Here is a 24882-nt window from a genome sequence, read left to right as displayed (position 1 = left end):
AGGTCGTCCCACATGAACCAGAAGCGGTCCTGTCCGGGCGTACCGAAGAGGTACAGGATCAGGTCCTGGTCCAGGGTGATGCGACCGAAGTCCATCGCGACGGTCGTCGTCGTCTTGCCACCGGTGTGCGTCAGGTCGTCGATGCCCGCCGAGGCGGACGTCATCACGGCCTCGGTGCGCAACGGATTGATCTCCGAGACGGCACCGACGAACGTGGTCTTGCCCACGCCGAAGCCCCCGGCCACCACGATCTTCGCCGAGGTGGTGGCACGGGCAGCACCGCCGCTAGAGCTTGCGAAGTCCACTGAGCACCCTTTCGAGCAGTGTCACGTCCGGCGCGCCGCCGGCCTCTCCGTTGCCCGGCTGGTGAATGGCCACCATGCCGGCTTCCGCCAGGTCCGCGACGAGGATCCGGGCCACCCCGAGCGGCATCGACAGCAGGGCCGAGACCTCTGCCACCGACTTGACCTCACGGCAGAGGTGGCAGATCCGCTGGTGCTCGGGAAGCAGTGTCCCCAGGTGCGCGGGGTCGGCCGTGGTGGATACCAGCGCCTCTATGGCGAGCTGGTAGCGCGGCCGGGTCCGGCCACCGGTCATGGCGTACGGGCGGACCAGTGGCTGGTCGCCTTCACCGTCGTACGACGCGTGGTTCAGCGCGCCGTACGGGTCGGGTGAGGCGGGTGGCGGGGTCATGAATCCTCCGGGCGTGACAGCAGTTCTTCCTTGCCGTCTGAAGGGGCCGGTGGGGGGCTCTAAGCGGCCGGACGGGCGAGGGATGAGGGCATGGGCTGGGTCGATCGAATCTGTCATCGGTCCACGGCCGCCTAATGGAGCAGGCTGCCCTGGAGCTCGGCGCGGAGGTCGGGGGTGAGGACGGTGCCCGCGCGGTCGACCAGCAGGGCCATCTCGTACCCGACCAGGCCGATGTCGGCGTCCGGGTGGGCGAGGACGGCCAGTGAGGAGCCGTCCGAGATGGACATGAGGAAGAGGAAGCCGCGCTCCATCTCCACCACGGTCTGACTGACGGCGCCGCCCTCGAAGATGCGGGAGGCGCCCGCGGTCAGCGAGGTCAGGCCGGAGGCGACGGCCGCCAGCTGGTCGGCGCGGTCGCGGGGGAATCCTTCGGACATGGCCAGCAGGAGTCCGTCGGCGGAGACCACCACCGTGTGGGACACCCCGGGGGTGTTGTCCACGAAGTTGGTGATCAGCCAGTTCAGATTCTGCGCGGCCTGACTCATCGGGCTCAACTAACGCTCCTGCTGGTGAGTGGGGCCGAGTGGGAAACTGCCGGTCGACTGGTTGTTGTTGTTGGCCTGTCGACCCTGCTGGATGCCCCGGCGGAGATTGGTCAACCGCCCGCGCACGTCGTCGGGCGCGCGTGAGACCTGGGGGCCGGACTGGTGGTTCTGCTGCTGGGCGGTACCCGGCACCAGGTTGGCGCGGGGCACACGGCGCGGAAGTCCGGAGGTGGTCACTCCGCCTGCCGCGGGCTTCTTGACCCGCTCCGCCTGCCGCACGAGTTCGTCGTTCGGCGAGGGGCGCCAGGTGGGCGTGGACCCGGTGTCCTCCGCGGTGGGACGCGGCGCCTCGGGAGCGGACCGCTCCGGGGCCGGCCGCTGCGGGAGGGACGCGGACGCCTGCGGTTCGGGTTCGGGGGCCTGCTGCGGCTCGGGAGCCTGCTGCGGGCTGTGGAACCAGTTGGTCTCCAGGGTGTCGTACAGCGGCGTACGACCGTCCCCGGGACCGGCCACGGGAGGCAGCGCCTCGGCCTGCGGCTGCGGCGGCAGGACCGGACGGTACTGCGCGTCGTCCGCGGACGGGCGCGGGGCGCCGAAGTCCGACTCGCCCTCCGGCCCGCGCCGGAGCGGGGTGTCCAGGCCCTGTGGCTGGGTGGGCTGGGGCTGTCCGAAGTCGGGGCGGGCGAACTGGCCGGTGCCGGCCGGGTCCTGCGGGGCCTGGCCCGCGAAGTCGGGGCGGGCGAACTGGCCGGTACCCGTCGGGTCCTGGGCTGCGAAGTCGGGGCGGGCGAACTGGCCGGTGCCCGTCGGGTCCTGCGGGGCCTGGCCCGCGAAGTCGGGACGTGCGAACTGGCCGGTACCGGTCAGGTCCTGCGGAGCGTGTGCCTGCGGAGCCGGGGCCGAGAAGTCCGGGCGGGCGAACTGAGCGGTGCCGGCCGGGTCCTGCGGGGCCTGGCCCGCGAAGTCGGGGCGGGCGAACTGGCCGGTGCCCGTCGGGTCCTGCGCGGACAGGTCCTGCGGGGCCGGGGCGGAGAAGTCCGGGCGGGCGAACTCGGCGGTGGAGCCGGGGCCCTCCCGGTCGTCCATGACCGGCCGCGAGGGCAGCGGCGGGCTCATCGGCCGCTGGAACTGGCCGGTGGAATCGGGCTCCTCGTGACCGCGCGGGGCGTCGGGCCGGCCGAGCCGCGACGCGGACGACTCCTCGGCACCCCAACTGGTGGTCTGCGGGCGCTGCGGGGCGGGGTTGCCACCGGGCAGCTCGGCGCGCGGACCGCCGGCCGGGGGCAGCCGGAGACCGGACTCGTCCTGGCCACCGGGACGCTGGAAGCCACCCGGACCGGCCGGGGCCTGCTGGGGCCGGGGCTGCTGCGGCTGCTGCCACGGGGCGGGGGCGTTGCGGTCCTGGCGGCCCGGACCCTGACGGTCCTGGTCCTGGCGGTTCTGGCCGAACAGGTCGGGACGGCCCGACTCGGTGAGGCCCGAGCCGTCGCCCTGGCCACGGCCACCGGCCCTGGCACCGCCGAAGGCACCGGCGAGGCCGCCGCCGCCCTGACGCTGCGGCGGTTCCTGCCGGAAGACGTCCTGCGGACCCGTGCCGGGCTGCGGGGCGGGGTTCTGCCGGCCGTTGCCGACGTCGCGCGAGGGCAGCGCGGCACGCGGCGCGGAGCCCGGACCGACCTGACCGCGCGAGGCACCCGGCCCCGAGGCTGCCCGGCCCGAGGGGGCGCCGCCGATGCCGGGACGCGAACCGGCGTTCGCACCCGGGGCGCCGCCACCGCCGAGCAGACCGGCGGGAGCGCCGGACTGCTGCCCGGGGCCCTGCTTGGGAAGCGGCTGCTTGCCGCCGTGGGCGACGTCGACCGGCAGCATGACCAGCGCGGTCGTACCACCGGAGTCGGAGGGCCGCAGCTGGATCCGGATGCCGTGACGCAGGGACAGCCGGCCGACCACGAACAGACCCATGCGGCGGGAGACCGAGACGTCCACGGTGGGCGGCGAGGCGAGCCGCTCGTTGATCGCGGCGAGGTCCTCGGGGGAGAGGCCGATGCCGGTGTCGTGGATCTCGACGAGCACCCGCCCGTCGGGCAGCGCGTGACCGGTGACCCGGACCTTCGTCTGCGGCGAGGAGAACGACGTGGCGTTCTCCAGCAGCTCGGCGAGCAGGTGCACGAGGTCGTTGACGACGCGGCCGGCGACCTCGGTCGCGGGCACCGCGGCCAGTTCGATGCGCTCGTACTGCTCCACCTCGGAGGCGGCGGCACGGAGCACGTCGACCAGCGGGACGGGACGGGTCCACCGGCGGCCCGGCTCCTCGCCCGCGAGGACGAGGAGGTTCTCGCCGTTCCGGCGCATGCGGGTCGCGAGGTGGTCGAGCTTGAACAGCGAGGAGAGCTGGTCCGGGTCGGCCTCGCGCGACTCAAGCTCGGAGATGAGCGAGAGCTGGCGCTGGATGAGGCCCTGGCTGCGGCGCGAGAGGTTGGTGAACATCGCGTTGACGTTGCCCCGGAGCAGGGCCTGCTCGGCGGCGAGACGGACGGCCTCGCGGTGCACGTCGTCGAAGGCCGCGGCCACCTTGCCGATCTCGTCCCGGGAGTGCACACCGACCGACTCGACCGAGGTGTCCACGTCCTGCGGGTCGGCCTCGGAGAGCTGCTTGACGAGCTCGGGCAGCCGGTCCTGGGCGACGCGGGTGGCCGTGTCCTGGAGCCGACGCAGCGAGCGGATCATCGACCGGGCGACGACGAAGGCGCCGACCAGCGAGACGCCGAGCACCAGCAGGATGAGCGCACCGCTGATGATCGCCTCGCGCTTCGCCTCGTCGCGGAGCTCGCGGGCCTTGCCCTCCATGTCGCTGAGGAGGGTCTCCTCGATGGTCTTCATCGCCTGGATCTTGGTCGAGCTCTGGTCGTACCAGTCCAGGTAGGAACGCCGCGCCGTGCCGTCCATGCCCGTGGAGCTGGTCAGCACCTTCCTGGCGTAGGCGTTGGCGGCCTTGATCTCGGGGTTGCCCTCGTCCAGCGTGGCGGTCAGTTCCTCGGCGTTGCTGCCGGTCGCGCCGTACACCGCCTTGAAGGAGCGCAGCGCCGCGGCTTCCTTGCCCTGCGCGGACTCGCCGAACTGCCGGTCGTTCGGGTCGAGGTGCGGCTGCTTGTCGTTGCCGCCGGGCAGTGCCGCGGCGATGATCGCCCGCTGGACGGAGGCGTACTCCTTGGCGGAGGAGAAGGCCGCCAGTGCCCGGGTCCGCTTGATCATCTCCGAGTTGCTGGTCGCCTGCGCCATGTCCTGCGAGAGGCTCAGCAGCGAACCGATCAGCTGGCTGTACTTGTCGACGGTCGAGAGGCTCGGGGCGCCCTTGACGTAGGCCGTCTTGCGGATCTCCCGGATCTCGGCCAGCTGGCCCGCGATCTGGTTGACGCTGGCGTAGATGCCCTCCAGGGCGTCGTCACCGGAGGGGTCGCCGATCGAGGTCGTCGCGTCGAGGAAGGCGGTCTTGGCCCGGTCGGTCTTCTTGCGGGGGTCGGTGACCTTGAAGTCGTCGGCCTTCACGCCGTTGGCCAGCGGACCGGCCGAACGGTCGCGCTCCTCCTGGAGCGCCTGGGCGAGCGAGGTCGCCTGCTTGGTCATCCTGGTCAGCAGCTGCATGTGGTCCAGCTGCTGGATGTCGTTCATCGAGTCGTTGATCCGCAGACCGCCGAGCGTGGTCGCGGCGACCACGGGGAGGGCGAGCAGGGAGACCAGACGGGTGCTGATGCGCCAGTTGCGAAGGGCCATGCGCGAGCCGTTGCCGACGGAACCCTGGGACTTGGGAGAGGGGGCGGCGTCGGCACCGCCCTCGGCCGTGGCACCGGGGTTCTGGGCGCGGTCGCCGTTGTCACCGGCTGCGGCCGGTCCGGGGTTCTGGGCGTGCTGGGGCGAGGATCCGCGGTCGGTCCCGCCGTGCGGCTCCTGCTCCGCCGCAGCGCTGCCATCCCTCTTGAAACGTCCCTGCACTAGCGTCGCAACCTCTGGACCAGGCGTTCCGTCGCCGCGAGGCGGTGGAACGGTGTCGGCGTCGTGGGGCGTCGTACCCGCCCCATGGTGGTCATGAGTGGCCGGCGCCCTTCCCCTTTCCGCCGTCACTCGGCGCTGTGTTGCGCCCCCTGCGCGCCGGTTTGAAACCTGCGGCGGTGCGTGGAATTCCAGCACAGTGCCGGATCTCCAACAAGGGCCCCCTGCCCGCCCGGGACCTGGGTGACACATTGTGATGAATGAGTAACGAGCAGTGGAGCGTGATCATGGATGAATGCATTGATTACGGACAGAACCGCGAGTGGTGACAGGTGTCCCAGTCGGCATGATCAGGAGCGGAATAGATCATTCAGTGACGTAATGTCCGTTTCGGGCGTGGCGATTCGGTGACCGAAATGGGGCTTTTTTCGGAGCGGTCGTGAGCAAACTCACACGATGATCGCCGTCTCTTCCGGGCTCGCGGAGGGAATTGGATGTTTAGCCTGACGCTTTACAGGGATGGCAAATCCGACAACCGGCGCCCCTCCGGGCGGCGCCCGTACCGACAGGGTCCGAACGGCAGATGAAGAAGACGACGATGTTCCGCAACATTGCCAACCCCCGCCGCACCACGCTGGCGCACCTCAAGGACGCCGAGGGCCTGGGAGCGCCGGAACTGCGCGAGCACGCCGTCGACCTGCCGAACCAGACGGCCAACCCCCGCCGCACCATCCTCATGGAGGCCCCGGCCCCCGTCGCGGCCCCGGAGTAGGCCGACCGGCACGGGCGCGCGGGACCCCTCCCGGCCGGCACGCGCCCACGCCGCCCCTTCCCGCGCCGCCCGGTCCTCCCGGCCCCGGCCCCGTACCCGCGGCGCCGTCCCGGTACCGGTGCGTCCGGCCCGGGACCCCTCGTGGCCTGCGCCCGTACGCGCCGGGCGGCGCCCGCCACCGGGCGGACTCCGCCGGGCGAGGCGATAGCCTGAAGTGTCAGTCTTCAGCCAGCCAGCAAGTGAGGGGCGACAGCATCCCGTGCGCATCGCCAGGTTCTCCATCGACGGCAATGTCGCCTTCGGCGCCGTGGAGGGCGACGGGCCCGACGGTCTCGTCCTCGACATCATCAAGGGCATTCCGTACGCCGAATTCGAGCTCTCCGGCACCAAGGTCCCGCTGAGCAAGGTCCGTCTCCTCCCGCCCGTGCTCCCCAACAAGGTCGTGGCCATCGGCCGCAACTACGCGGAGCACGCCAAGGAGCTGGGCAACGAGGTACCGGACGTCCCCGTCGCCTTCTTCAAGCCCACCACCTCGGTGATCGGCTCCGGCGACGCCATCGAGTACCCCTCCTTCTCGAACGAGCTGCACCACGAGGCCGAACTGGCCGTGGTCATCGGCCGGATGTGCCGGGAAGTGCCGCGCGAGCGTGTGAAGGACGTCATCTTCGGCTACACCTGCGCCAACGACGTCACCGCCCGCGACGCCCAGAAGCGGGAGAAGCAGTGGGCGCGGGCCAAGGGCTTCGACACGTCCTGCCCGCTGGGCCCCTGGGTGGAGACCGACCTCGACCCCGGCGACCTGACCATTCAGGCGACGGTCAACGGCGAGCAACGCCAACTGGGCCGTACGAGCGAGATGATCCGCTCGATCGAGGACCTGGTCGTCCACATCACGGAAGCCATGACGCTGCTCCCGGGCGACGTGATCCTCACCGGCACTCCCGCAGGGGTCGGACCCCTCCATGTCGGCGACGAGGTCGCCGTCACCATCGAAGGCATCGGCACTCTCACCAACAAGGTGATCAAGCGTGGCTAACGCACCTGTACGCGTCCGTTTCTGTCCCTCGCCGACCGGCAACCCCCACGTGGGCCTGGTCCGCACCGCCCTGTTCAACTGGGCCTTCGCCCGGCACCACGGCGGCACCCTGGTCTTCCGCATCGAGGACACGGACGCCGCCCGTGACTCCGAGGAGTCCTACGAGCAGCTCCTGGACTCCATGCGCTGGCTCGGCTTCGACTGGGACGAGGGCCCCGAGATCGGCGGCCCGCACGCCCCGTACCGGCAGTCGCAGCGCATGGACGTCTACAAGGACGTCGCCGACAAGCTCCTGGCCGGCGGGTACGCGTACCACTGCTACTGCACCACCGAGGAGCTCGACACCCGCCGCGACGCCGCCCGCGCCGCCGGGAAGCCCTCCGGCTACGACGGCCACTGCCGCGAGCTGAGCGCCGAGCAGATCGCCGCGTACGAGGCCGAGGGCCGCACCTCCATCGTCCGCTTCCGGATGCCCGACGAGTCGATCACCTTCACCGACCTGGTCCGCGGCGAGCTGACCTTCCAGCCGGAGAACGTCCCGGACTACGGCATCGTCCGTGCCAACGGCGCCCCGCTCTACACCCTGGTCAACCCGGTCGACGACGCGCTGATGGAGATCACGCACGTCCTGCGCGGCGAGGACCTGCTCTCCTCCACCCCGCGCCAGATCGCCCTCTACAAGGCGCTCATCGAGCTGGGCATCGCCAAGGACACCCCCGCCTTCGGCCACCTGCCGTACGTCATGGGCGAGGGCAACAAGAAGCTCTCCAAGCGCGACCCGCAGGCCTCGCTCAACCTCTACCGCGAGCGCGGCTTCGTGCCCGAGGGGCTGCTCAACTACCTCTCCCTGCTGGGCTGGTCCATCGCCGAGGACCGGGACATCTTCTCCGTCGAGGAGATGGTGGCCGCGTTCGACATCGAGGACGTCAACGCCAACCCGGCGCGCTTCGACCTGAAGAAGTGCGAGCACATCAACGCCGAGCACATCCGCCGGATGGACGTGAAGGCGTTCACCGAGGCCTGCGGCCCCTGGCTGAAGGCCCCGTTCGCCCCGTGGGCTCCGGAGGACTTCGACGCGGCGCAGTTCGCGGAGATCGCCCCGCACGCGCAGACCCGCGTCACGGTCCTCTCGGACATCACGGCCAACGTCGACTTCCTCTTCCTCCACGAGCCGGCCACGGACGAGGCGTCCTGGAACAAGGCGATGAAGGAGGGCTCCGACGCCCTGCTCACCACGGCCCGCGCCAAGCTGGCCGACGCCGAGTGGAACGCCGAGGCACTGAAGAACGCCATCCTCACGGCGGGCGAGGAGCACGGCCTCAAGCTCGGCAAGGCCCAGGCGCCGGTCCGCGTCGCGGTCACCGGCCGCACGATCGGCCTGCCGCTCTTCGAGTCCCTGGAGATCCTGGGCCGCGAGAAGACCCTGGCCCGCGTCGACGCGGCCCTGGCGAAGCTCGCCGCGTAACCCGGAGCACCCGGAACGCGCCCGCGGGAGGGGGCGGACGGCCATCACGGCCGTCCGCCCCCTCCCGCCGTTTCCGCGCCCTCCTCGTCCGGGGGACGGGCCCATACGCTGGGCCGTATGACGATCCGCGCGGTCCTCTGGGACATCGACGACACGATCTTCGACCACACCGGCGCCGACCGCGTCGGAATGCGCGAGCACCTCGAACAGGAGGGCCTGCCCGAGGGACACGAATCCCTCGGGCGGGCCCTCGCCGCATGGCGGGAGCTCACCGAGGCGCACTGGGCGCGGTTCGCGGCCGGTGAGACCGACTTCCAGGGGCAGCGCCGGGACCGGGTGCGGGAGTTCCTCTCGCGGCCGCTGACGGACGAGGAGGCCGACAGCTGGTTCGGCCGGCACGCGATCCACTACGAGGCCGCCTGGCGGCTCTTCCCGGACGTGCTGCCCGTCCTGGACGAACTGGCCGGCGGGTTCCGGCACGCGATCCTGACGAACTCCAGCATCCACAACCAGGACCGGAAGCTGCGCGCGCTCGGGGTGCGGGACCGGTTCGAGGCCGTGGTGTGCGCCGTGGAGCTGGGCGTCTCCAAGCCCGAGGCCGGCGCCTTCCACGCCGCGTGCGAGGCGATGGCCCTGGAACCGGGGGAGGTCGCGTACGTGGGGGACGAGCCCGACATCGACGCCGCCGGGGCGGTCGCCGCCGGGCTGAAGGGGATCTGGCTGGACCGCAAGGAGCGGGGCGGCCGGCCCGAACTCCTCCGCATCGAGGCGCTCGACCAGCTGCCCGGGTTGCTGCTCGCCGATACCCGTTTTGGAGCGCCGGACACCTTCGGGTAATGTTCTTCCTGCGCCGCCCGAGAGGAACGGAAGAACCGAACGGGAAGCGCACGCCGAACAAAATCCCTTCCAGGGGTTGAGTTTTGGTGGGCTATGGTGTAATTGGCAACACTACGGTTTCTGGTACCGTCATTCTAGGTTCGAGTCCTGGTAGCCCAGCGCAGAAATGCAACAGCAGTAACAAGCCCCCGTTGTGTAGCGGCCTAGCACGCTGCCCTCTCACGGCAGTAGCGCCGGTTCGAATCCGGTCGGGGGTACAGATCCTTCCCGCGAGATCATCTGGGTCGCTCCCACGATCTCGATGCAGGATCGCTAGGGCCCCCGTTGTGTAGCGGCCTAGCACGCTGCCCTCTCACGGCAGTAGCGCCGGTTCGAATCCGGTCGGGGGTACTTGTAACACCATGGGCTATGGTGTAATTGGCAACACTACGGTTTCTGGTACCGTCATTCTAGGTTCGAGTCCTGGTAGCCCAGCGCAGAAATGCAACAGCAATATCAAGCCCCCGTTGTGTAGCGGCCTAGCACGCTGCCCTCTCACGGCAGTAGCGCCGGTTCGAATCCGGTCGGGGGTACAACAGCAGGAAACGGAAGGGCCCTTCACCCCGGTGAAGGGCCCTTCCGCTCGTTCTCAGAGCCCGTACCGCCGCGCCGACTCCTCCTCCTGCGCCATCCGGTGCAGGGACATCAGCAGCGGCTCGTAGAGCACCGCCGACGCGACGGCCGTCTCCACCTGCTCCTCCTCGGAGGGGTACGTCTCCATCATGTCCAGGTTCTGGGCGGCGACTTGATGCATCAGCCGGGCCTGCTCGGCCAGGTACCCGACGTCGCAGGGATAGCCGAGGCGGATCAGCGTGGCCACCGAGGACACCAGCGAGCGATGGCTGGGGGACAGGGAGCCGACCTGCTGCGCCGTCTCCCACCCGAGGCGCTCCAGGAGCTGCTCGACGACCTCCCCGGCGGCCGCCGTCTCCGGCGCCTCCTCGTCGGGGTCCGGGCCGTGCGGGAGTGCCCAGAGTGCGGCGCCCAGCCGGATCGTCCGCCCCAGGGACTCGTCCTCCACGTGGGAGAGGACCTCGCGGACCGTGGCCACGGGCAGGCGGCCGACCTGGATCAGGGCCCGCACCAGGCGCAGCCGGCGCAGATGGTTCTCGTCGTACTCGGCCTGCGTGGCGCTGACCCGGTGCCCGGGGCGCAGCAGCCCCTCGCGCAGGTAGTACTTGATCGTCGCGGGTTTGACGCCGCTCTTCTCGCTCAGCTCCGAGAGCCGCATGTTCCGTGCCTTCCCTTGCGCCACCTCTTGGGCAGTGCCACTATCCAATCATTGGATAGTGGCACTCTCCAACGAAGAGAGGGGTGGATGACGTGTTCGGCAGGACGATTCCGGGACGGACGACCGCGGCGGCCGAGGGGGAGGTGGTCGTACTGCTCATCGGGATGCGCATCAACCACTTCCGGGGCGTGCACCACTGGCTGCCGGTCTTCGTCGCGATGCTGCGCATGCTGCGGGAGTTGGGCAGGGACGAGGGGCGCGGCCTGCTCGGGCGCACGCTGCTGTCGGGCTCGCCGCGGTCGTACTGGGTCGTCCAGTACTGGGAGTCGAAGGAGAAGCTCTACGCGTACGCGAGCGCTCCCGACGCGTTCCACCGCAGGGCCTGGGCGATCATGAACCGCAAGGAGAAGAAGTCCCGGCAGCACGTGGGGCTGTGGCACGAGACGTACGTGGTGCCCGAGGGCGGGTACGAGGCGATCTACGCGGACATGCCGGTCCACGGACTGGCCGGGGCCACCGGGGTGCTGCCGATCGAGGGGCGCGGCCGCCGGGCGGCGGACCGCCTCGCGCACCGCTCGTCCGCGGGGTGAGGTTCCGACGGAGGCCGCCACGACGCTGGGGCGGCCGGGAAGTTGTCGAACGCGTCAGCCGTTGCGGCGCAGGGCCTCGCTGAGCCTGGCCGCCGAATCGATGACCGCCTGGGCGTGCATCCGGCCCGGGTGCCGGGTCAGCCGCTCGATCGGCCCCGAGACCGAGACGGCGGCGACCACCCGGTTCGACGGACCGCGCACCGGGGCCGAGACCGAGGCGACGCCCGGCTCGCGCTCACCGATCGACTGGGCCCAGCCCCTGCGCCGTACGCCCGAGAGCGCCGTCGCCGTGAACCGGGCGCCCTGGAGACCGCGGTGCAGACGCTCCGGCTCCTCCCAGGCCATCAGGATCTGGGCCGACGAACCGGCCTTCATGGTGAGCGTGGAGCCGACCGGCACGGTGTCCCGCAGGCCGGACAACCGCTCCGCCGCCGCCACACAGATCCGCATGTCGCCCTGCCGGCGGTAGAGCTGCGCGCTCTCGCCGGTGATGTCGCGCAGGTGGGTGAGCACCGGTCCGGCCGTGGCCAGCAGACGGTCCTCGCCGGCCGCGGCCGCGAGCTCCGCCAGCCGGGGGCCGAGAATGAAACGGCCCTGCATGTCCCTCGCCACCATGCGGTGGTGTTCCAGTGCCACGGCCAGCCGGTGGGCCGTGGGCCGTGCGAGCCCGGTCGCCGCGACCAGCCCGGCGAGGGTGGCCGGACCGGACTCCAGAGCGCTCAATACGAGAGCCGCCTTGTCGAGAACGCCGACGCCGCTAGAGTTGTCCATACGACGATACTCCCGTCTCACTCTGTGAAACGCAAGTTCAATTTCCGGCGGAAGTTGCGAACCTGTACGGGCGGCCACACAACGGCCCGTCTGCCACCGCCCCGCACGGGGGTCAGGACGGCGGCGCACCGAATCTCTAGTTGGGCCGGCGAAGACGCCGGCCGGAGGGAAAGCGATGGGTAGGACACTCGCGGAGAAGGTCTGGGACGACCATGTCGTCCGGCGCGCCGAAGGTGAGCCCGACCTCCTCTTCATCGATCTGCACCTGCTGCACGAGGTGACCAGCCCGCAGGCCTTCGACGGCCTCCGGCAGGCCGGACGCCCGGTGCGGCGCCTCGATCTCACCATCGCCACCGAGGACCACAACACCCCGACCCTCGACATCGACAAGCCGATCGCCGACCCGGTCTCCCGCGCCCAGTTGGAGACCCTGCGCAAGAACTGCGCGGAGTTCGGCGTGCGGCTGCACCCGCTGGGCGACGTGGAGCAGGGCGTCGTGCACGTGGTCGGTCCGCAGCTGGGGCTGACCCAGCCGGGCACCACGGTGGTCTGCGGCGACTCCCACACCTCCACGCACGGAGCCTTCGGCGCGCTGGCGTTCGGCATCGGCACCAGCCAGGTCGAGCACGTCCTGGCCACCCAGACCCTGCCGATGGCCCGCCCGAAGACCATGGCGATCACCGTCGACGGCGAACTGCCCGACGGCGTCACCGCCAAGGACCTGATCCTCGCGATCATCGCCCGCATCGGCACCGGAGGCGGCCAGGGCTACGTCCTCGAATACCGCGGCCCGGCCATCGAGAAGCTCTCGATGGAGGCCCGGATGACCATCTGCAACATGTCGATCGAGGCCGGCGCCCGGGCGGGCATGATCGCCCCGGACGAGACCACCTTCGACTATCTGAGGGGCCGCGACCACGCCCCGCAGGGCGAGGACTGGGACGCCGCCGTCGCGTACTGGAAGACGCTGCGCACCGACGACGACGCGGTCTTCGACGCCGAGGTCGTCATCGACGCCGCCGAGCTGGCGCCGTTCGTCACCTGGGGCACCAACCCCGGCCAGGGCGCGCCCCTGTCGGCGAACGTCCCCGATCCCGCTTCGTACGAGGACGCCTCGGAGCGGAACGCCGCCGAAAAGGCCCTGGAGTACATGGGGTTGACCGCGGGGCAGCCGCTGCGCGAGATCAATGTGGACACCGTCTTCGTAGGCTCCTGCACCAACGGCCGGATCGAGGACCTGCGCAACGCGGCCGCGGTCCTGGACGGCCGCAGGGTCGCCGACGGCGTGCGGATGCTGGTCGTCCCCGGCTCCGTCCGGGTCGCCCTGCAGGCCGTCGAGGAGGGCCTGGACAAGGTCTTCACCGACGCCGGCGCCGAATGGCGGCACGCGGGCTGCTCGATGTGCCTCGGCATGAACCCCGACCAGCTGGCCCCCGGCGAGCGCTCCGCCTCCACCTCGAACCGCAACTTCGAGGGCCGGCAGGGCAAGGGCGGCCGTACGCACCTGGTCTCCCCGCAGGTCGCCGCCGCCACCGCCGTGCTGGGCCACCTGGCCTCGCCCGCCGACCTGTCCGACGCCCGTACACCCGCCGGAGTCCGATAACCATGGAAGCTTTCACCACGCACACCGGCCGGGCCGTCCCGCTGCGCCGCAGCAACGTCGACACCGACCAGATCATCCCCGCCCACTGGCTGAAGAAGGTCACCCGCGACGGCTTCGAGGACGGCCTCTTCGAGGCCTGGCGCAAGGACGAGGAATTCGTCCTCAACCGTCCGGAGCGCAAGGGCGCCACGGTCCTGGTGGCCGGCCCCGACTTCGGCACCGGCTCGTCCCGCGAGCACGCCGTGTGGGCCCTTCAGAACTACGGCTTCAAGGCCGTGATTTCCTCCCGCTTCGCCGACATCTTCCGCGGCAACTCGCTGAAGAACGGTCTGTTGACCGTCGTGCTCGACCAGGGGACCGTCGACGCGCTCTGGGAGCTGACCGAGGCCGACCCGACGGCCGAGATCACCGTCGACCTGGAGGAGCGCCAAGTGCGCGCCGAGGGGATCACCGTCGACTTCGAGCTCGACGAGAACGCCCGCTGGCGGCTGCTGAACGGGCTGGATGACATCGGTCTCACCCTTCAGAACGAAGCGGACATCGCGACTTACGAGGCGGCCAGGCCGGCCTTCAAGCCACGTACAATTAACGCCTGAGCAGCGCGTTTCCAGGACTGCGCCCCCTGCCTTCTGGTAGGGGGCGCAGTCGCTTGTTGAGACCCCGTCGGGCGACAACTCGCCCCAGATGGCACAATCGGTGCATGGAACGCGACAGCCAACTCGAGCTTTACGGCCAAGTCGCCGACCGATTGAAGGAAGCGCACACAAGAGTGCGCTCACTGCAAGTCCCGGAGGGCGTAAGGATGGCGCTGTCCCGGAAGCTGTTGGTCATCACGGCCGCGGCTAAGCACGATCTCCCGGACGCGGCAAGGCGTCTGGACCGGTTGATGAAGGACCTCGAAGAGGGCCGATTCCCCGAAGGTGAGTGACTCTGCGGAACGACGCAGCGGTCGACTTCGTTGCGGCACTAGGGTGATTAGCCCGTTTCGTGTTTGATTTGCGGTATATATCTGCCTAACGTGCGAAAACGCTTGAACACTTTCGTTCTGGCAATGTCTCCGAAGGGGAAGACGTGAACAAGGCGCAGCTCGTAGAAGCGATTGCCGACAAGGTCGGCGGCCGTCAGCAGGCCGCCGACGCCGTCGACGCGGTGCTCGACGCGATTGTCCGTGCGGTTGTCGCGGGGGACCGTGTCTCGGTCACGGGCTTCGGCTCGTTCGAGAAGGTCGACCGCCCCGCCCGGTACGCCCGCAACCCGCAGACGGGTGAGCGCGTGCGGGTCAAGAAGACCTCGGTCCCCCGCTTCCGCGCGGGACAGGGCTTCAAGGACCTGGTGAGCGGCTCGAAGAAGCTCCCCAAGGGCGGCGAGGTGGCCGTGAAGAAGGCGCCCAAGGGCAGCCTCTCGGGCGGTGCTTCCACCCGTACGACGACCAAGGCCGCCGCCAAGAAGGCCGCTGCCAAGAAGGCCACGGCGAAGAAGGCCACCGCCAAGAAGACCGTGACCGCGGCGAAGAAGACCACGGCGGCGAAGAAGACCACCGCGAAGAAGACCACCGCGGCGGCCAAGAAGGCCACGGCCGCGAAGAAGACCACCGCCGCGGCGGCGAAGAAGACGGCGGCGAAGAAGGCCACCGCCAGCAAGACCGCCCCCGCCAAGAAGGCCACGGCGAAGAAGGCGCCCGCGAAGAAGACCACGGCGCGCAAGACCACGGCCAAGAAGACCACCGCACGGAAGAAGTGAGAGCGAGCAGCACAGACCGCTCACACGCACCGGGCCGGGCTCCCCTCGGGGGAGCCCGGCCCGCGGGCTGTCGTGGCGCGGGTGCGCGCGGCCGTCAGAACGTCTGCAGGGTCACCAGGGTGATCCGCAGGTCCGCGCCCTCGCCGCTGCCCTCGATCCGCACCCGCTGCCCCGGCCGCAGCAGCAGCAGCCCGCCGGCGTCGAAGGCCCGGGCGTCGAACTCCACCGGGGTGCCGTCGTCGAGCAGCACGCTGCCGGTGCGGGTCTCGGGGTCGTACGTGTACGAGGTCGCCTGCATGAACGGCAGCCTAGCGGCCCGGCCCGGGGCGACCGGGTCCGGCACGGGAGCGGCCCGGTTGCCCCGGGCGGGTCCCCGGGCGGGTCCCCGGGCGGGCGGCGCTACCGCCGCGGCACGGCCCGGCGGATTCCCGCGCCCGGGTGTTCCGCGGTGTGTTCCGCCGTGTACGGACCGACACCGAGGGCCAGTGCGGCCCGCAGATCCGCGCCGGTGTCCACGTCCTGGCGGACCGAATCGATACCGGTCAGATCGGCCTCCACCGCCCCGGAGTCCAGATGTCTGACCCGGGAGGGGCCGCCGAAAGCCGGGCACAATTCCACCCCGGGCGCGGCCGACAGAAATGTTGTGCCGATTCCCGCCGCATCCGTCACAAATGTGCGCGGGAATTCGGCGGAGTAATTGAGTACCCGGGCCAATTCCCCGGGACGCAGTGCCGGGAGATCGGCGTTGAGCGCGGCGAGGGCGGCCCCGGGCCGCCGGGCCCGTACGGTGCGCGCGCCGTGCGCCAGCGCGGCGTTGAGCCCGCGGTCGGGCTCGTCGGGCACGACACGCGCGCCGAGCGCGGTGAGCGCGGCCCCGGCCTCCGCGTCGTCCGTGACCACCACCACATCCAGCACCGCCGGGCAGGACAGGGCCGCGGCCACGGTGTCCCGGGCGAAGGCGAGGGCGAGCCGCGGACGCAGCGCGTCCCCCGTCGCGGGCGCCAGCCTGCTCTTGGCCCGGACCAAGGGCTTCAACGGGACGACCAGGGACCAGGGACCGGTCGGGTCGGTGTTCGTGGCGATCTCCCCCTCGGTGCGCTTCGCAGCCTATTCTCGCCTGCCTGCGCGAGAACCCGGAGGGACGGTCCCGAAAGCGGGGCGTACGGTGTTCTCGACAGAGCAGGGGCCTGGGGCGAGACTTGACCGTCGGTAGCCAGGCAGAGTTCAGGTCCTTAGAGGAAGGTGTCCGAGTGTCCCGCCGCAGAATCGGCTTCTGGTACCGCCTGGCGGCGGTCATCGCAAAACCGCCGCTGGTGGTTCTGTTCAAGCGTGACTGGCGGGGAATGGAGCACATTCCGGCCGACGGCGGATTCATCACGGCGGTCAACCACAACTCTTACCTGGACCCGCTCTCCTACGCACATTTCCAGTACAACACCGGGCGGGTGCCCCGGCTCCTGGCCAAGGCGGGCCTCTTCAAGACCCCCTTCGTCGGAATGATGCTGCGCGGCACCGGACAGATCCCCGTGTACCGCGAGACGACCAACGCGCTGGACGCCTTCCGGGCCGCCGTCGACGCCATCGAGCGCGGCGAGTGCGTCGCCTTCTACCCGGAGGGCACCCTCACCCGCGACCCCGACATGTGGCCGATGGCCGGCAAGACCGGCGCGGCCCGCGTCGCGCTGCTGACGAAGGTCCCGGTCATCCCGGTCGCCCAGTGGGGCGCCAACCTGGCGATGCCGCCGTACGCCAAGACGGACAAGTTCCGGTTCTTCCCCCGCAAGACCCTCCAGGTGCAGGCGGGACCGCCCGTCGACCTCTCCCGGTTCTACGACCTGCAGCCGACGCCCGAGGTGCTGCGCGAGGCGACCGAGGTCATCATGGCCGCGGTGACCGAGCAGCTGGAGATCGTGCGGGGCGAGAAGGCCCCGGCACAGCCGTACGACCACCGCAGGGCCCGCGCGGAGCAGCGGCGCAAGGCCGAAGGGAAGGGAACCAAGTGACGCACCCCGCGAAGGCGGCCGTCTTCGGAACGGGCTCATGGGGTACGGCCTTCGGCGTGGTCCTCGCCGACGCCGGCTGCGAGGTCACCCTCTGGGGCCGCCGCGCCGAGATCGCCGAGGCCGTCAACACCACCCGTACCAACCCGGACTACCTGCCGGGCATCGAACTCCCCGCGTCGCTCCGGGCCACCACCGACGCCGCCGAGGCGCTGGACGGCGCCGACTTCGCGGTGCTCGTGGTGCCTTCGCAGACGCTGCGCGCCAACCTCGCCGACTGGGCCCCGCACCTGGGCTCCGACACGGTCCTCGTCTCGATGATGAAGGGCGTCGAACTCGGCACGGCGAAGCGGATGAGCGAGGTCATCGAGGACGTCACCAAGGTCTCCGCGGACCGGATCGCCGTCATCACCGGACCCAACCTGGCCAAGGAGATCGCCGAACGCCGCCCCGCGGCGGCCGTCGTCGCCTGCCAGGACGAGTCCGTGGCACGACGTCTCCAGGCCGCCTGCCACACCCCGTACTTCCGCCCGTACACCAACACCGACGTCGTCGGCTGCGAACTCGGCGGCGCGGTCAAGAACGTCATCGGCCTCGCGGTCGGCATCGCCGACGGCATGGGCCTCGGCGACAACGCCAAGGGCTCGCTCATCACCCGGGGCCTCGCCGAGACGACCCGCCTCGGCCTCGCCATGGGCGCCGACCCGCTGACCTTCTCCGGGCTCGCCGGCCTGGGCGACCTGGTGGCGACCTGCTCCTCGCCGCTGTCGCGCAATCACACCTTCGGCACCAACCTCGGCCGCGGCATGACGCTCCAGGAGACCATCGCCGTCACCAGGCAGACCGCCGAGGGCGTCAAGTCCTGCGAGTCGGTGCTCGATCTGGCGCGCCGGCACGGCGTCGACATGCCCATCACCGAGACGGTCGTCGGCATCGTCCACGAGGGCAAGCCGCCGATGGTCGCGCTGGGCGAGCTGATGTCGCGCAGCGCGAAGCCCGAGCGACGCTGAGCATCCCGTGGGGCGGCCCTCCGGCCGGGCGGCCGCCCCACGGCTCCGAACGGGCCGCGGAGGGCCACAGCGGTGAACGTCCGTGGTCACCGTTCCGGCGGACCCGGCCGCGCTGACGCAAGGGGTACCAGCAGGTACGCTCAACGCGATATGAGCAGCGAGAACCTCCCCCAGAGCCCGGAGCAGCAGCTCCGCAAGCCGCGCGTGGCCGTCGTGTTCGGCGGCCGCAGCTCCGAACACGGCATCTCGGTCGTCACGGCCGGCGCCGTCCTGAACGCCATCGACCGGACCAAGTACGACGTCCTGCCGATCGGCATCACGACCGACGGCCGCTGGGCGCTCACCGCCGACGAACCCGAACGCATGGCCATCACGGACCGGAAGATGCCGGAAGTGGCCCAACTGGCCGAGTCCGCCGAGGGCGCCGTGGTGCTCTCCGTCGACCCCGGCAGCCGTGAAGTGGTGTACAGCGAGCCCGGCTCGGTCCCCAAGGCACTCGGCGAGGTGGACGTCGTCTTCCCCGTGCTGCACGGCCCGTACGGAGAGGACGGCACCCTCCAGGGGCTCCTGGAGCTGTCCGGGGTGCCCTACGTCGGCGCCGGGGTGCTCGCCTCGGCGGTCGGCCAGGACAAGGAGTACATGAAGCGGGTCTTCATCTCCTTCGGCCTGCCGGTCGGCCCGTACCTCGTGGTGCGCCCCCGGGAATGGGACAAGGACCCCGCCGGGGCCCGCGCGCGCATCGTGGACTTCGCCGGTGAGCACGGCTGGCCGCTCTTCATCAAGCCCGCCCGGGCCGGCTCCTCCATCGGGATCACCAAGGTCGACGACCCGTCCGGGCTCGACGGGGCGATCGAGGAGGCCCGCCGCCACGACCCCAAGTTCCTGGTCGAGTCGCTGCTGCGGGGCCGCGAGATCGAGTGCGGGGTGCTGGAGTTCGAGGACGGGCCGCGCGCCAGCGTGCCGGCCGAGATCCCGCCGGTGACCGCGCACGACTTCTACGACTTCGAGGCCAAGTACATCGACGCGGCCTCCGGGATCGTGCCCGCCCCGCTCACCGAGGAGCAGACCGCCGAGGTCCAGCGCCTCGCGGTCGAGGCCTTCGACGCCGTGTCCTGCGAGGGCCTGGTCCGTGCCGACTTCTTCCTCACCGAGGACGGCACCTTCGTGATCAACGAGGTCAACACCCTGCCCGGCTTCACGCCGATCTCCATGTACCCGCGGATGTGGCAGGAGAGCGGTGTGAGCTACCAGGAGCTGGTGGACCGGCTGATCCAGGCCGCGCTGAGGCGGTCGACCGGCCTGCGCTGAGCCGGACCGCGCCACAGGGCGTGCGCCCCGCGAAGGCGGCGCACGCCGAGGCGTGTTCCAGAAGCGGAGTCGTACGCCCGGAGGGCGGGCGCGCCGGGCGTTCCCGGCCGGGCGGGACCTTCCGAACGGGCCCTGCAGGCCCTTACAGGCCGGGAACCGTCTTCTCGACGGCCGGACCGAACGCGGCCAGCGGACTCGCGTCATGCGCGTACTCGGCGGACAGGCTCACCTCGACGTACGCCTTGCGATAGGTCGTCGTGAAACGCGGACCGGCGTCCTCCGCCTGCTCCAGCAGCCAGTTGACGCCGTTCGCCTCGGTCCCCTTGGCCATGGGATCGTCCATCTTCGCGGGCCGGGGGACACCGCAGCGCAGTACGATCGCTCCGTCCCCCCACTCGGCGGTCAGTTCGGATTTCGGCCCGGTGTCCCCGCGGTCGTGCCCGGCGACGGTCTCCGGCAGTTCCTCGTGCAGCGCGCGGCAGTAGGCTGCGGCTTCCGGGGGCGGGGAGGGCACCGTGACCGACACCGCCTCGCCCGAGGAGGAACAGCCCGCCGCGACCAGCAGCAGCGCGGCGACGGACGGACCGAGGAACACGGGGTGGCGGAGCCGGCGCGATGATGTCACCGGCCCAGCGTAGACGGGGACTACAGATGAACGACCGGGCAGGTCAGGGTTCGGGTGATGCCTTCCACCTGCTGGACCTTGGCGACCACCATGCGGCCCAGTTCGTCGACCGTGTCGGCCTGCGCGCGGACGATCACGTCGTAGGGGCCTGTCACGTCCTCGGCCTGGATCACTCCCGGAATCGCGGAGATGGTCTCGGCGACTGTCGACGCCTTGCCCACCTCGGTCTGAATGAGGATGTACGCCTGTACCACGGAACCTCCAGGGCGGCGACGAGGATCATGTGGGGGAAAGGGACGCCACGTTATCGCGTTGCCGCGTGCCGCGGGGAGACCTACGGGCGGTTGACGCCCACCGCGTGGCGTGCGCAGGACACAGATTGACGTATCTCTTGACAGTACCGACAGCAGTGACGGCCCGCGACCGAGAACACGGCGGGCCGGAAGGGGGAACAGGCATGCCGGTGACGAGCGGTGCAGACTGCTCCCCGCCATGCCGGCCGGTCCGTGATCGGGACCGCCGGCCGCCGAAGCAGCCCGGACGACGGTCCGGCGCGATAGATGAGAGGTGAGACTCGGTGAAGGGAACCGTGGGCGAGTTGGGGGAGTTCGGGCTCATCAGGGAGCTCACCGCCCGGCTCACCACCACTCCGGCGGTACGGCTCGGCCCCGGCGACGACGCCGCGGTCGTGACCGCCCCCGACCGCAGGGTCGTGGCCAGTACGGACATCCTGCTGGAGGGGCAGCACTTCCGTCGCGACTGGTCGACCGCGTACGACGTCGGCCGCAAGGCGGCCGCCCAGAACCTCGCCGACATCGCCGCCATGGGTGCGGTGCCCACCGCGCTGCTGCTCGGCCTGGTCGTCCCCGCCGAACTCCCGGTCACCTGGGCCGGCGAGCTGATGGACGGCCTGCGTGACGAATGCCAGGTCGCGGGCGCCGCGGTGGTCGGTGGCGACGTGGTGCGCGGCGAGACGATCACCGTCTCGATCACCGCACTCGGCGACCTGCGCAACCATGAACCGGTCACCCGGGCCGGCGCCCAGCCCGGCGACGTCGTCGCCGTCACCGGCTGGCTCGGCTGGTCCGCCGCCGGATACGCCGTGCTCTCCCGGGGCTTCCGCTCTCCCCGCGCCTTCGTCGAGGCCCACCGCCGCCCGGAACCCCCCTACCACGCGGGCCCCGCGGCCGCCGGGCTCGGCGCCACCGCGATGACGGACGTGAGCGACGGGCTCGTCGCCGACCTCGGGCACATCGCCGAGGCCAGCAAGGTCCGCATCGACCTGCGCTCCGGCCTCATCGACATCCCCTCGCAGATGTCCGACATCGGGCAGGCCGTCGGCGTCGACCCGCTCCAGTGGGTGCTGACCGGGGGAGAGGACCACGCGATCGTCGCCACCTTCCCGCCGGACGTGAAGCTGCCCGCCCGCTGGAAGGTCATCGGCGAGGTGCTCAACCCCTCCGTGCTGCCCCAGGTGACGGTCGACGGGGCGCCCTGGACCAGCAAGAGCGGCTGGGACCATTTCGGGGGCATAGAGGACGCCCAGTAGATTTCGGCGCATGCCCATACCTGCTGCCGTACCCGCCCGAGTGCTCACCGTCGCCGGATCCGACTCCGGCGGCGGTGCGGGCATCCAGGCCGACCTGAAGACGATGCTGGCGCTCGGGACGCACGGGATGAGCGTGCTCACCGCCGTCACCGCCCAGAATTCGCTGGGGGTGCGGGGCGCCTGGGAACTGCCCGCCGAGGCCGTGCGCGCCCAGTACCGCAGCGTGGTGGACGACATCGGCGTACAGGCGGTCAAGACCGGCATGCTGTCCTCGGCCGTCCTCGTGGAGACCGTGGCCGAACTCCTCGCCGGAACCGACGCCCCGGTCGTCGTCGACCCGGTCGGCGTCTCCAAGCACGGCGACCCGCTGCTGGCGGCCGAGGCGCTCGACTCCGTACGCACGAAACTGCTGCCGACCGCCACGGTCGCCACCCCGAACCTGGACGAGGTCGCGCAACTCACCGGCATCGACGTCCGGGACGAGGCGGGAATGCGCGGGGCCGCCGCCGCACTGCTGGACTTCGGGCCGCGCTGGGTCGTCGTCAAGGGCGGTCACCTGCCCGGAGACCCCGTCGACCTGCTCACGGACGGCACCGAGGAACACTGGCTGCGCGCCCCGAGACACGACAACCGGCACACCCACGGCACCGGCTGCACCCTCGCCTCCGCGATCGCCTGCGGACTGGCCCTGGGCCAGGACGTGCCCACGGCGGTACGGGGCGCGAAGGCGTACGTCACCGGCGCGATCGAGGCGGGCTTCCCGCTGGGCGCGGGGATCGGCCCCGTCGACCACGGCTGGCGGACCCGCACCGGCTGAGCCGCGCCGGAGGCGCCGCACGGGGGAGCGCCCCGAGGCGCCGGGGAAGTCCTGCTGTGCGTCCGGGGAGCCCCGGCGCACAGCAAGAAGCCGGCCCACCTGGGTGGACCGGCTTCTCGGGCAACCGGAAGGCTGCGCTACGACGGGAACGTCAGCGCGCGACCTTGCCGGCCTTGATGCACGAGGTGCAGACGTTGAGCCGCTTCGGCGTCCGACCGACCACGGCACGCACGCGCTGGATGTTGGGGTTCCAGCGACGGGACGTACGGCGGTGCGAGTGCGAAATGTTGTTGCCGAAGCCCGGCCCCTTGCCGCAGACGTCGCAGTTGGCAGCCACGGGTCACTCCAAAGACTTCAGATGCACTTACAGTGAATTCCGGCACGCCGGAATCAGTTGACTGAAGTGGCGGTGCCGGGGGAATGTCCCGACTTTCGTCGGGCAACCGAAGCAGCATACAACGACCGCGTCGGTAGAACGAAACTACCATGGGTTCCACCGCCCCCGTCCCGCCCCTGTCCCCGACGGACCCCGCGCACGGGACTACTCTGCGGTGCAGCCGGCCGCCCACGGCCGATTCCGAGGAGGACCGACAGGTGCCGCAGACCGCCGACGACATGGGCGCCGTCGCGGTGCGCGCCTGGTGCTCACTGGCCCTGGAGGCACTGGGCCGGGAGCGCGCGGCGATCGACGCGATCAACGTCTACCCCGTCGCCGACGGGGACACCGGCACCAACCTCTACCTGACCGTGGAGTCCGCGAACCAGGCCGTCGAAGCGGTCTTCGCCGCCCACGAGACCGGCACGACCACCCCCCTCACCGCCGACGCGGTACGAGCCATGGCGCACGGCGCCCTGATCGGCGCCCGCGGGAACTCCGGCACGATCCTGGCCCAGTTGCTGCGCGGGACGGCGCAGGTGCTGGCCGTCGGGCACGACGCGGACCACCTGCGCCGGGCCCTCGCCACCGCGGCCGACGCCGCCCGGCAGGCCGTCGTCCACCCCGTCGAGGGCACCGTGCTGACGGTGGCCGCCGCGGCCGCCGCGGCCGCCGCGCGCACCGCTGCCGACGCCACCACCGCCGAGGTCGCGCAGGCGGCGTACGAAGGGGCGCGGACGGCCCTGGCCGCCACCCCCGGACAGCTCGCCGTGCTCGGCCGGGCGGGCGTCGTGGACGCCGGCGGGCGGGGACTGGTGACGGTGCTCGGGGCGCTCGTCGAGGCGGTCTGCGGACGGGCGCCCGCCGCCGGACCCGCGCTTCCCGCCCCCGCCCTCCCGGTGCCGGACGACTGCGCGGCGGCCGGCCCCGCGGACGGGCCCGCCTTCGAGGTCATCTACCTGCTGGAGGCCACCGACGAGGCGGTGGACCGGCTGCGGGCCCGGCTCGACCCGCTCGGCGACTCGCTCGTGGTGGTCGGCGGCGACGGACTGTGGAACGTCCATGTGCACGTCGACGACGCGGGCGCCGCCGTGGAGGCCGGCGTCGAGGCGGGACGCCCGTACCGGATCCGGATCACCCACTTCGGCACGGACCGGGCCCAGCCCCACGTCGAGCCCGTGCAGCGCGCCGTCGTCGTGGTGGTCCCCGGCGACGGACTGCGCGGCCTGTGCAAGGAGGCCGGGGCCACGACGGTCCTGGCCCGCCCCGGCGAACCGCCCGCCAGCGGCGAACTGGTCGACGCGGTCCGCCGGGCGCACGCCCGCGAGGTGGTCCTGCTGCCCAACGACGCGGAGCTGCGCCACACCGCCGCCGCGGCCGCCGAACAGGCCCGCGCGGAAGGTATCCGGGTCGCCCTGATCCCGACCCGGGCCGCCGTCCAGGGCCTCGCCGCCCTCGCCGTCCACGAACCGGGCCGCAGCTTCGACGAGGACGTGGTGGCGATGACCGCCGCCGCGGGCGCCACCCGCTACGCCGAACTGGCCGTCGCCGAACGGCAGTCCTGGACCATGGCGGGCATCTGCCAGGCCGGGGACGTCCTGGGACTGATCGACGGCGACGTCGCGGTCATCGGCGGGGACCTCCCGCACACCGCCCGGACCGTGCTGGACCGGATGCTCGCGGCGGGCGGCGAACTGGTCACCCTGGTCCTGGGCGAGGACGTCCCCGACAGCCTCGCCGACGAGCTGGAGGAGCACGTGCGCGAGGGCCACCTCGCGGTGGACACGGTGGTCTACCGGGGCGGTCCCCGGAGTGCCCCGCTGCTCATCGGGGTGGAGTAGACCCGGCCCCGGGCCGTGCCCGGCGGCCGACTGTCAGTGGCGTGGTG

General features: G+C 71.2%; 26 protein-coding genes and 5 tRNA genes. 20 read left to right on the top strand and 11 right to left on the bottom strand.

Annotation, left to right across the window (positions count from 1 at the left end):
• The 4 genes from ABZZ04_RS18855 to ABZZ04_RS18840 form a co-directional block, all read right to left on the bottom strand.
• A partial coding sequence (locus ABZZ04_RS18855; protein WP_350985934.1) for an ATP/GTP-binding protein occupies positions 1–305 on the bottom strand: 305 nt, incomplete at its 3' end.
• Entirely contained in the window at positions 286–693 is a 408-nt protein-coding gene (locus ABZZ04_RS18850; RefSeq protein WP_148839506.1) for a DUF742 domain-containing protein, read from the bottom strand. The genes ABZZ04_RS18855 and ABZZ04_RS18850, both read right to left, overlap by 20 nt.
• Positions 694–824: 131 nt before the next feature.
• Complete coding sequence (locus tag ABZZ04_RS18845) at positions 825–1238, bottom strand: roadblock/LC7 domain-containing protein (protein ID WP_006127850.1); 414 nt, start codon at positions 1236–1238, stop codon at positions 825–827.
• 9 nt (positions 1239–1247) lie between these two features.
• The gene (locus tag ABZZ04_RS18840; RefSeq protein WP_356933311.1) at positions 1248–5228 is read right to left on the bottom strand and encodes a nitrate- and nitrite sensing domain-containing protein; all 3981 of its coding nucleotides are present in this window, start codon (positions 5226–5228) and stop codon (positions 1248–1250) included.
• Positions 5229–5808: 580 nt separating this feature from the next.
• Here ABZZ04_RS18840 and ABZZ04_RS18835 point away from each other — a divergent pair.
• The 9 genes from ABZZ04_RS18835 to ABZZ04_RS18795 all read left to right on the top strand — a co-directional run bounded on the left by ABZZ04_RS18835 (position 5809) and on the right by ABZZ04_RS18795 (position 9907).
• On the top strand, positions 5809–5997 hold the full coding sequence (locus tag ABZZ04_RS18835) for a hypothetical protein (protein ID WP_356933310.1): 189 nt from the start codon (positions 5809–5811) through the stop codon (positions 5995–5997).
• Positions 5998–6256: 259 nt separating this feature from the next.
• Complete coding sequence (locus ABZZ04_RS18830; RefSeq protein ID WP_356933309.1) at positions 6257–7033, top strand: fumarylacetoacetate hydrolase family protein; 777 nt, start codon at positions 6257–6259, stop codon at positions 7031–7033.
• Positions 7026–8498, top strand: a complete 1473-nt coding sequence (gltX, locus tag ABZZ04_RS18825; RefSeq protein WP_356933308.1) for a glutamate--tRNA ligase — start codon at positions 7026–7028, stop codon at positions 8496–8498. The genes ABZZ04_RS18830 and gltX overlap by 8 nt, the downstream gene beginning before the upstream one ends.
• 117 nt (positions 8499–8615) lie before the next feature.
• Positions 8616–9335: an HAD family hydrolase gene (locus ABZZ04_RS18820; protein ID WP_356933307.1), complete on the top strand. Its 720-nt coding sequence runs from the start codon at positions 8616–8618 to the stop codon at positions 9333–9335.
• A gap of 87 nt (positions 9336–9422) precedes the next feature.
• A tRNA-Gln gene (locus tag ABZZ04_RS18815) sits at positions 9423–9494 on the top strand.
• A 25-nt stretch (positions 9495–9519) separates the two neighbouring features.
• Positions 9520–9592, top strand: a tRNA-Glu gene (locus ABZZ04_RS18810).
• 60 nt (positions 9593–9652) lie between these two features.
• Positions 9653–9725: transfer RNA gene (locus ABZZ04_RS18805), tRNA-Glu, on the top strand.
• A 12-nt stretch (positions 9726–9737) separates the two neighbouring features.
• Positions 9738–9809, top strand: a tRNA-Gln gene (locus tag ABZZ04_RS18800).
• 25 nt (positions 9810–9834) lie between these two features.
• Positions 9835–9907 (top strand) — tRNA-Glu (locus tag ABZZ04_RS18795).
• Between the two features lie 56 nt (positions 9908–9963).
• Here ABZZ04_RS18795 and ABZZ04_RS18790 read toward each other — a convergent pair.
• A complete protein-coding gene (locus ABZZ04_RS18790) occupies positions 9964–10605 on the bottom strand; it encodes a MerR family transcriptional regulator (protein ID WP_356933306.1) in 642 nt (213 codons plus the stop codon).
• Between the two features lie 92 nt (positions 10606–10697).
• Here ABZZ04_RS18790 and ABZZ04_RS18785 point away from each other — a divergent pair, with 92 nt between their 5' ends.
• Complete coding sequence (locus tag ABZZ04_RS18785; RefSeq protein ID WP_356933320.1) at positions 10698–11195, top strand: DUF4188 domain-containing protein; 498 nt, start codon at positions 10698–10700, stop codon at positions 11193–11195.
• A 54-nt stretch (positions 11196–11249) separates the two neighbouring features.
• Here ABZZ04_RS18785 and ndgR read toward each other — a convergent pair whose 3' ends face one another.
• A complete protein-coding gene (gene ndgR / locus ABZZ04_RS18780) occupies positions 11250–11966 on the bottom strand; it encodes an IclR family transcriptional regulator NdgR (protein WP_030928691.1) in 717 nt (238 codons plus the stop codon).
• Between the two features lie 175 nt (positions 11967–12141).
• Here ndgR and leuC point away from each other — a divergent pair, with 175 nt between their 5' ends.
• From leuC to ABZZ04_RS18760, 4 genes are all read left to right on the top strand, one after another.
• On the top strand, positions 12142–13569 hold the full coding sequence (gene leuC / locus ABZZ04_RS18775; RefSeq protein WP_356933305.1) for a 3-isopropylmalate dehydratase large subunit: 1428 nt from the start codon (positions 12142–12144) through the stop codon (positions 13567–13569).
• A gap of 2 nt (positions 13570–13571) precedes the next feature.
• Positions 13572–14165 carry a 3-isopropylmalate dehydratase small subunit gene (gene leuD, locus ABZZ04_RS18770; protein ID WP_356933304.1) on the top strand — a complete coding sequence of 198 codons (594 nt, stop codon included), beginning with the start codon at positions 13572–13574 and terminating at the stop codon, positions 14163–14165.
• A 104-nt stretch (positions 14166–14269) separates the two neighbouring features.
• Positions 14270–14497 (top strand): hypothetical protein, encoded by a 228-nt coding sequence (locus ABZZ04_RS18765; protein WP_356933303.1) that lies wholly within the window; start codon positions 14270–14272, stop codon positions 14495–14497.
• A gap of 143 nt (positions 14498–14640) precedes the next feature.
• Positions 14641–15309, top strand: coding sequence for an HU family DNA-binding protein (locus tag ABZZ04_RS18760; protein WP_356933302.1), 669 nt, complete (start codon positions 14641–14643; stop codon positions 15307–15309).
• 94 nt (positions 15310–15403) lie between these two features.
• Here the strand turns inward: ABZZ04_RS18760 and ABZZ04_RS18755 are convergent, their stop codons facing one another.
• Entirely contained in the window at positions 15404–15607 is a 204-nt protein-coding gene (locus ABZZ04_RS18755) for a hypothetical protein (RefSeq protein WP_283854264.1), read from the bottom strand.
• 101 nt (positions 15608–15708) lie between these two features.
• Positions 15709–16392 carry a 2-phospho-L-lactate guanylyltransferase gene (cofC, locus tag ABZZ04_RS18750; RefSeq protein ID WP_356933319.1) on the bottom strand — a complete coding sequence of 228 codons (684 nt, stop codon included), beginning with the start codon at positions 16390–16392 and terminating at the stop codon, positions 15709–15711.
• Between the two features lie 167 nt (positions 16393–16559).
• On the opposite strand from cofC, the gene ABZZ04_RS18745 reads away from it, so the two are divergent.
• The 3 genes from ABZZ04_RS18745 to ABZZ04_RS18735 all read left to right on the top strand — a co-directional run bounded on the left by ABZZ04_RS18745 (position 16560) and on the right by ABZZ04_RS18735 (position 19627).
• The gene (locus tag ABZZ04_RS18745) at positions 16560–17312 is read left to right on the top strand and encodes a lysophospholipid acyltransferase family protein (RefSeq protein ID WP_356933301.1); all 753 of its coding nucleotides are present in this window, start codon (positions 16560–16562) and stop codon (positions 17310–17312) included.
• Positions 17309–18319, top strand: coding sequence for an NAD(P)H-dependent glycerol-3-phosphate dehydrogenase (locus ABZZ04_RS18740; protein WP_356933300.1), 1011 nt, complete (start codon positions 17309–17311; stop codon positions 18317–18319). Before ABZZ04_RS18745 ends, ABZZ04_RS18740 begins: the two co-directional genes overlap by 4 nt.
• Before the next feature lie 150 nt (positions 18320–18469).
• On the top strand, positions 18470–19627 hold the full coding sequence (locus tag ABZZ04_RS18735) for a D-alanine--D-alanine ligase family protein (RefSeq protein WP_356933299.1): 1158 nt from the start codon (positions 18470–18472) through the stop codon (positions 19625–19627).
• Positions 19628–19769: 142 nt separating this feature from the next.
• Here ABZZ04_RS18735 and ABZZ04_RS18730 read toward each other — a convergent pair whose 3' ends face one another.
• On the bottom strand, positions 19770–20222 hold the full coding sequence (locus tag ABZZ04_RS18730; protein ID WP_356933318.1) for a DUF3515 domain-containing protein: 453 nt from the start codon (positions 20220–20222) through the stop codon (positions 19770–19772).
• A gap of 50 nt (positions 20223–20272) precedes the next feature.
• Entirely contained in the window at positions 20273–20506 is a 234-nt protein-coding gene (locus ABZZ04_RS18725) for an Lrp/AsnC ligand binding domain-containing protein (protein WP_148839534.1), read from the bottom strand.
• Positions 20507–20829: 323 nt separating this feature from the next.
• On the opposite strand from ABZZ04_RS18725, the gene ABZZ04_RS18720 reads away from it, so the two are divergent.
• Positions 20830–21801 carry a thiamine-phosphate kinase gene (locus tag ABZZ04_RS18720; protein ID WP_356933298.1) on the top strand — a complete coding sequence of 324 codons (972 nt, stop codon included), beginning with the start codon at positions 20830–20832 and terminating at the stop codon, positions 21799–21801.
• A 10-nt stretch (positions 21802–21811) separates the two neighbouring features.
• Positions 21812–22618, top strand: a complete 807-nt coding sequence (gene thiD / locus ABZZ04_RS18715; protein WP_356933297.1) for a bifunctional hydroxymethylpyrimidine kinase/phosphomethylpyrimidine kinase — start codon at positions 21812–21814, stop codon at positions 22616–22618.
• A 151-nt stretch (positions 22619–22769) separates the two neighbouring features.
• Here thiD and rpmB read toward each other — a convergent pair whose 3' ends face one another.
• On the bottom strand, positions 22770–22955 hold the full coding sequence (gene rpmB / locus ABZZ04_RS18710) for a 50S ribosomal protein L28 (protein WP_030928661.1): 186 nt from the start codon (positions 22953–22955) through the stop codon (positions 22770–22772).
• Between the two features lie 257 nt (positions 22956–23212).
• On the opposite strand from rpmB, the gene ABZZ04_RS18705 reads away from it, so the two are divergent.
• On the top strand, positions 23213–24835 hold the full coding sequence (locus ABZZ04_RS18705; RefSeq protein WP_356933296.1) for a DAK2 domain-containing protein: 1623 nt from the start codon (positions 23213–23215) through the stop codon (positions 24833–24835).
• Positions 24836–24882 lie beyond the last annotated feature (47 nt).

It is taken from the genome of Streptomyces sp. NPDC006435, assembly GCF_040612315.1.
Lineage (GTDB): Bacteria > Actinomycetota > Actinomycetes > Streptomycetales > Streptomycetaceae > Streptomyces.
This window is presented reverse-complemented; position numbering and strand designations above follow the sequence as displayed.

Excerpts from the sequence above, each read along its gene's own strand:
- ABZZ04_RS18850 (WP_148839506.1), bottom strand. The coding sequence starts at position 693 with ATGACCCCGCCACCCGCCTCACCCGACCCGTACGGCGCGCTGAACCAC.
- ABZZ04_RS18845 (WP_006127850.1), bottom strand. The coding sequence starts at position 1,238 with ATGAGTCAGGCCGCGCAGAATCTGAACTGGCTGATCACCAACTTCGTG.
- ABZZ04_RS18835 (WP_356933310.1), top strand. The coding sequence starts at position 5,809 with ATGAAGAAGACGACGATGTTCCGCAACATTGCCAACCCCCGCCGCACC.
- ABZZ04_RS18820 (WP_356933307.1), top strand. The coding sequence starts at position 8,616 with ATGACGATCCGCGCGGTCCTCTGGGACATCGACGACACGATCTTCGAC.
- ABZZ04_RS18790 (WP_356933306.1), bottom strand. The coding sequence starts at position 10,605 with ATGCGGCTCTCGGAGCTGAGCGAGAAGAGCGGCGTCAAACCCGCGACG.
- ndgR (WP_030928691.1), bottom strand. The coding sequence starts at position 11,966 with ATGGACAACTCTAGCGGCGTCGGCGTTCTCGACAAGGCGGCTCTCGTA.
- leuC (WP_356933305.1), top strand. The coding sequence starts at position 12,142 with ATGGGTAGGACACTCGCGGAGAAGGTCTGGGACGACCATGTCGTCCGG.
- leuD (WP_356933304.1), top strand. The coding sequence starts at position 13,572 with ATGGAAGCTTTCACCACGCACACCGGCCGGGCCGTCCCGCTGCGCCGC.
- ABZZ04_RS18765 (WP_356933303.1), top strand. The coding sequence starts at position 14,270 with ATGGAACGCGACAGCCAACTCGAGCTTTACGGCCAAGTCGCCGACCGA.
- ABZZ04_RS18755 (WP_283854264.1), bottom strand. The coding sequence starts at position 15,607 with ATGCAGGCGACCTCGTACACGTACGACCCCGAGACCCGCACCGGCAGC.
- ABZZ04_RS18735 (WP_356933299.1), top strand. The coding sequence starts at position 18,470 with ATGAGCAGCGAGAACCTCCCCCAGAGCCCGGAGCAGCAGCTCCGCAAG.
- thiD (WP_356933297.1), top strand. The coding sequence starts at position 21,812 with ATGCCCATACCTGCTGCCGTACCCGCCCGAGTGCTCACCGTCGCCGGA.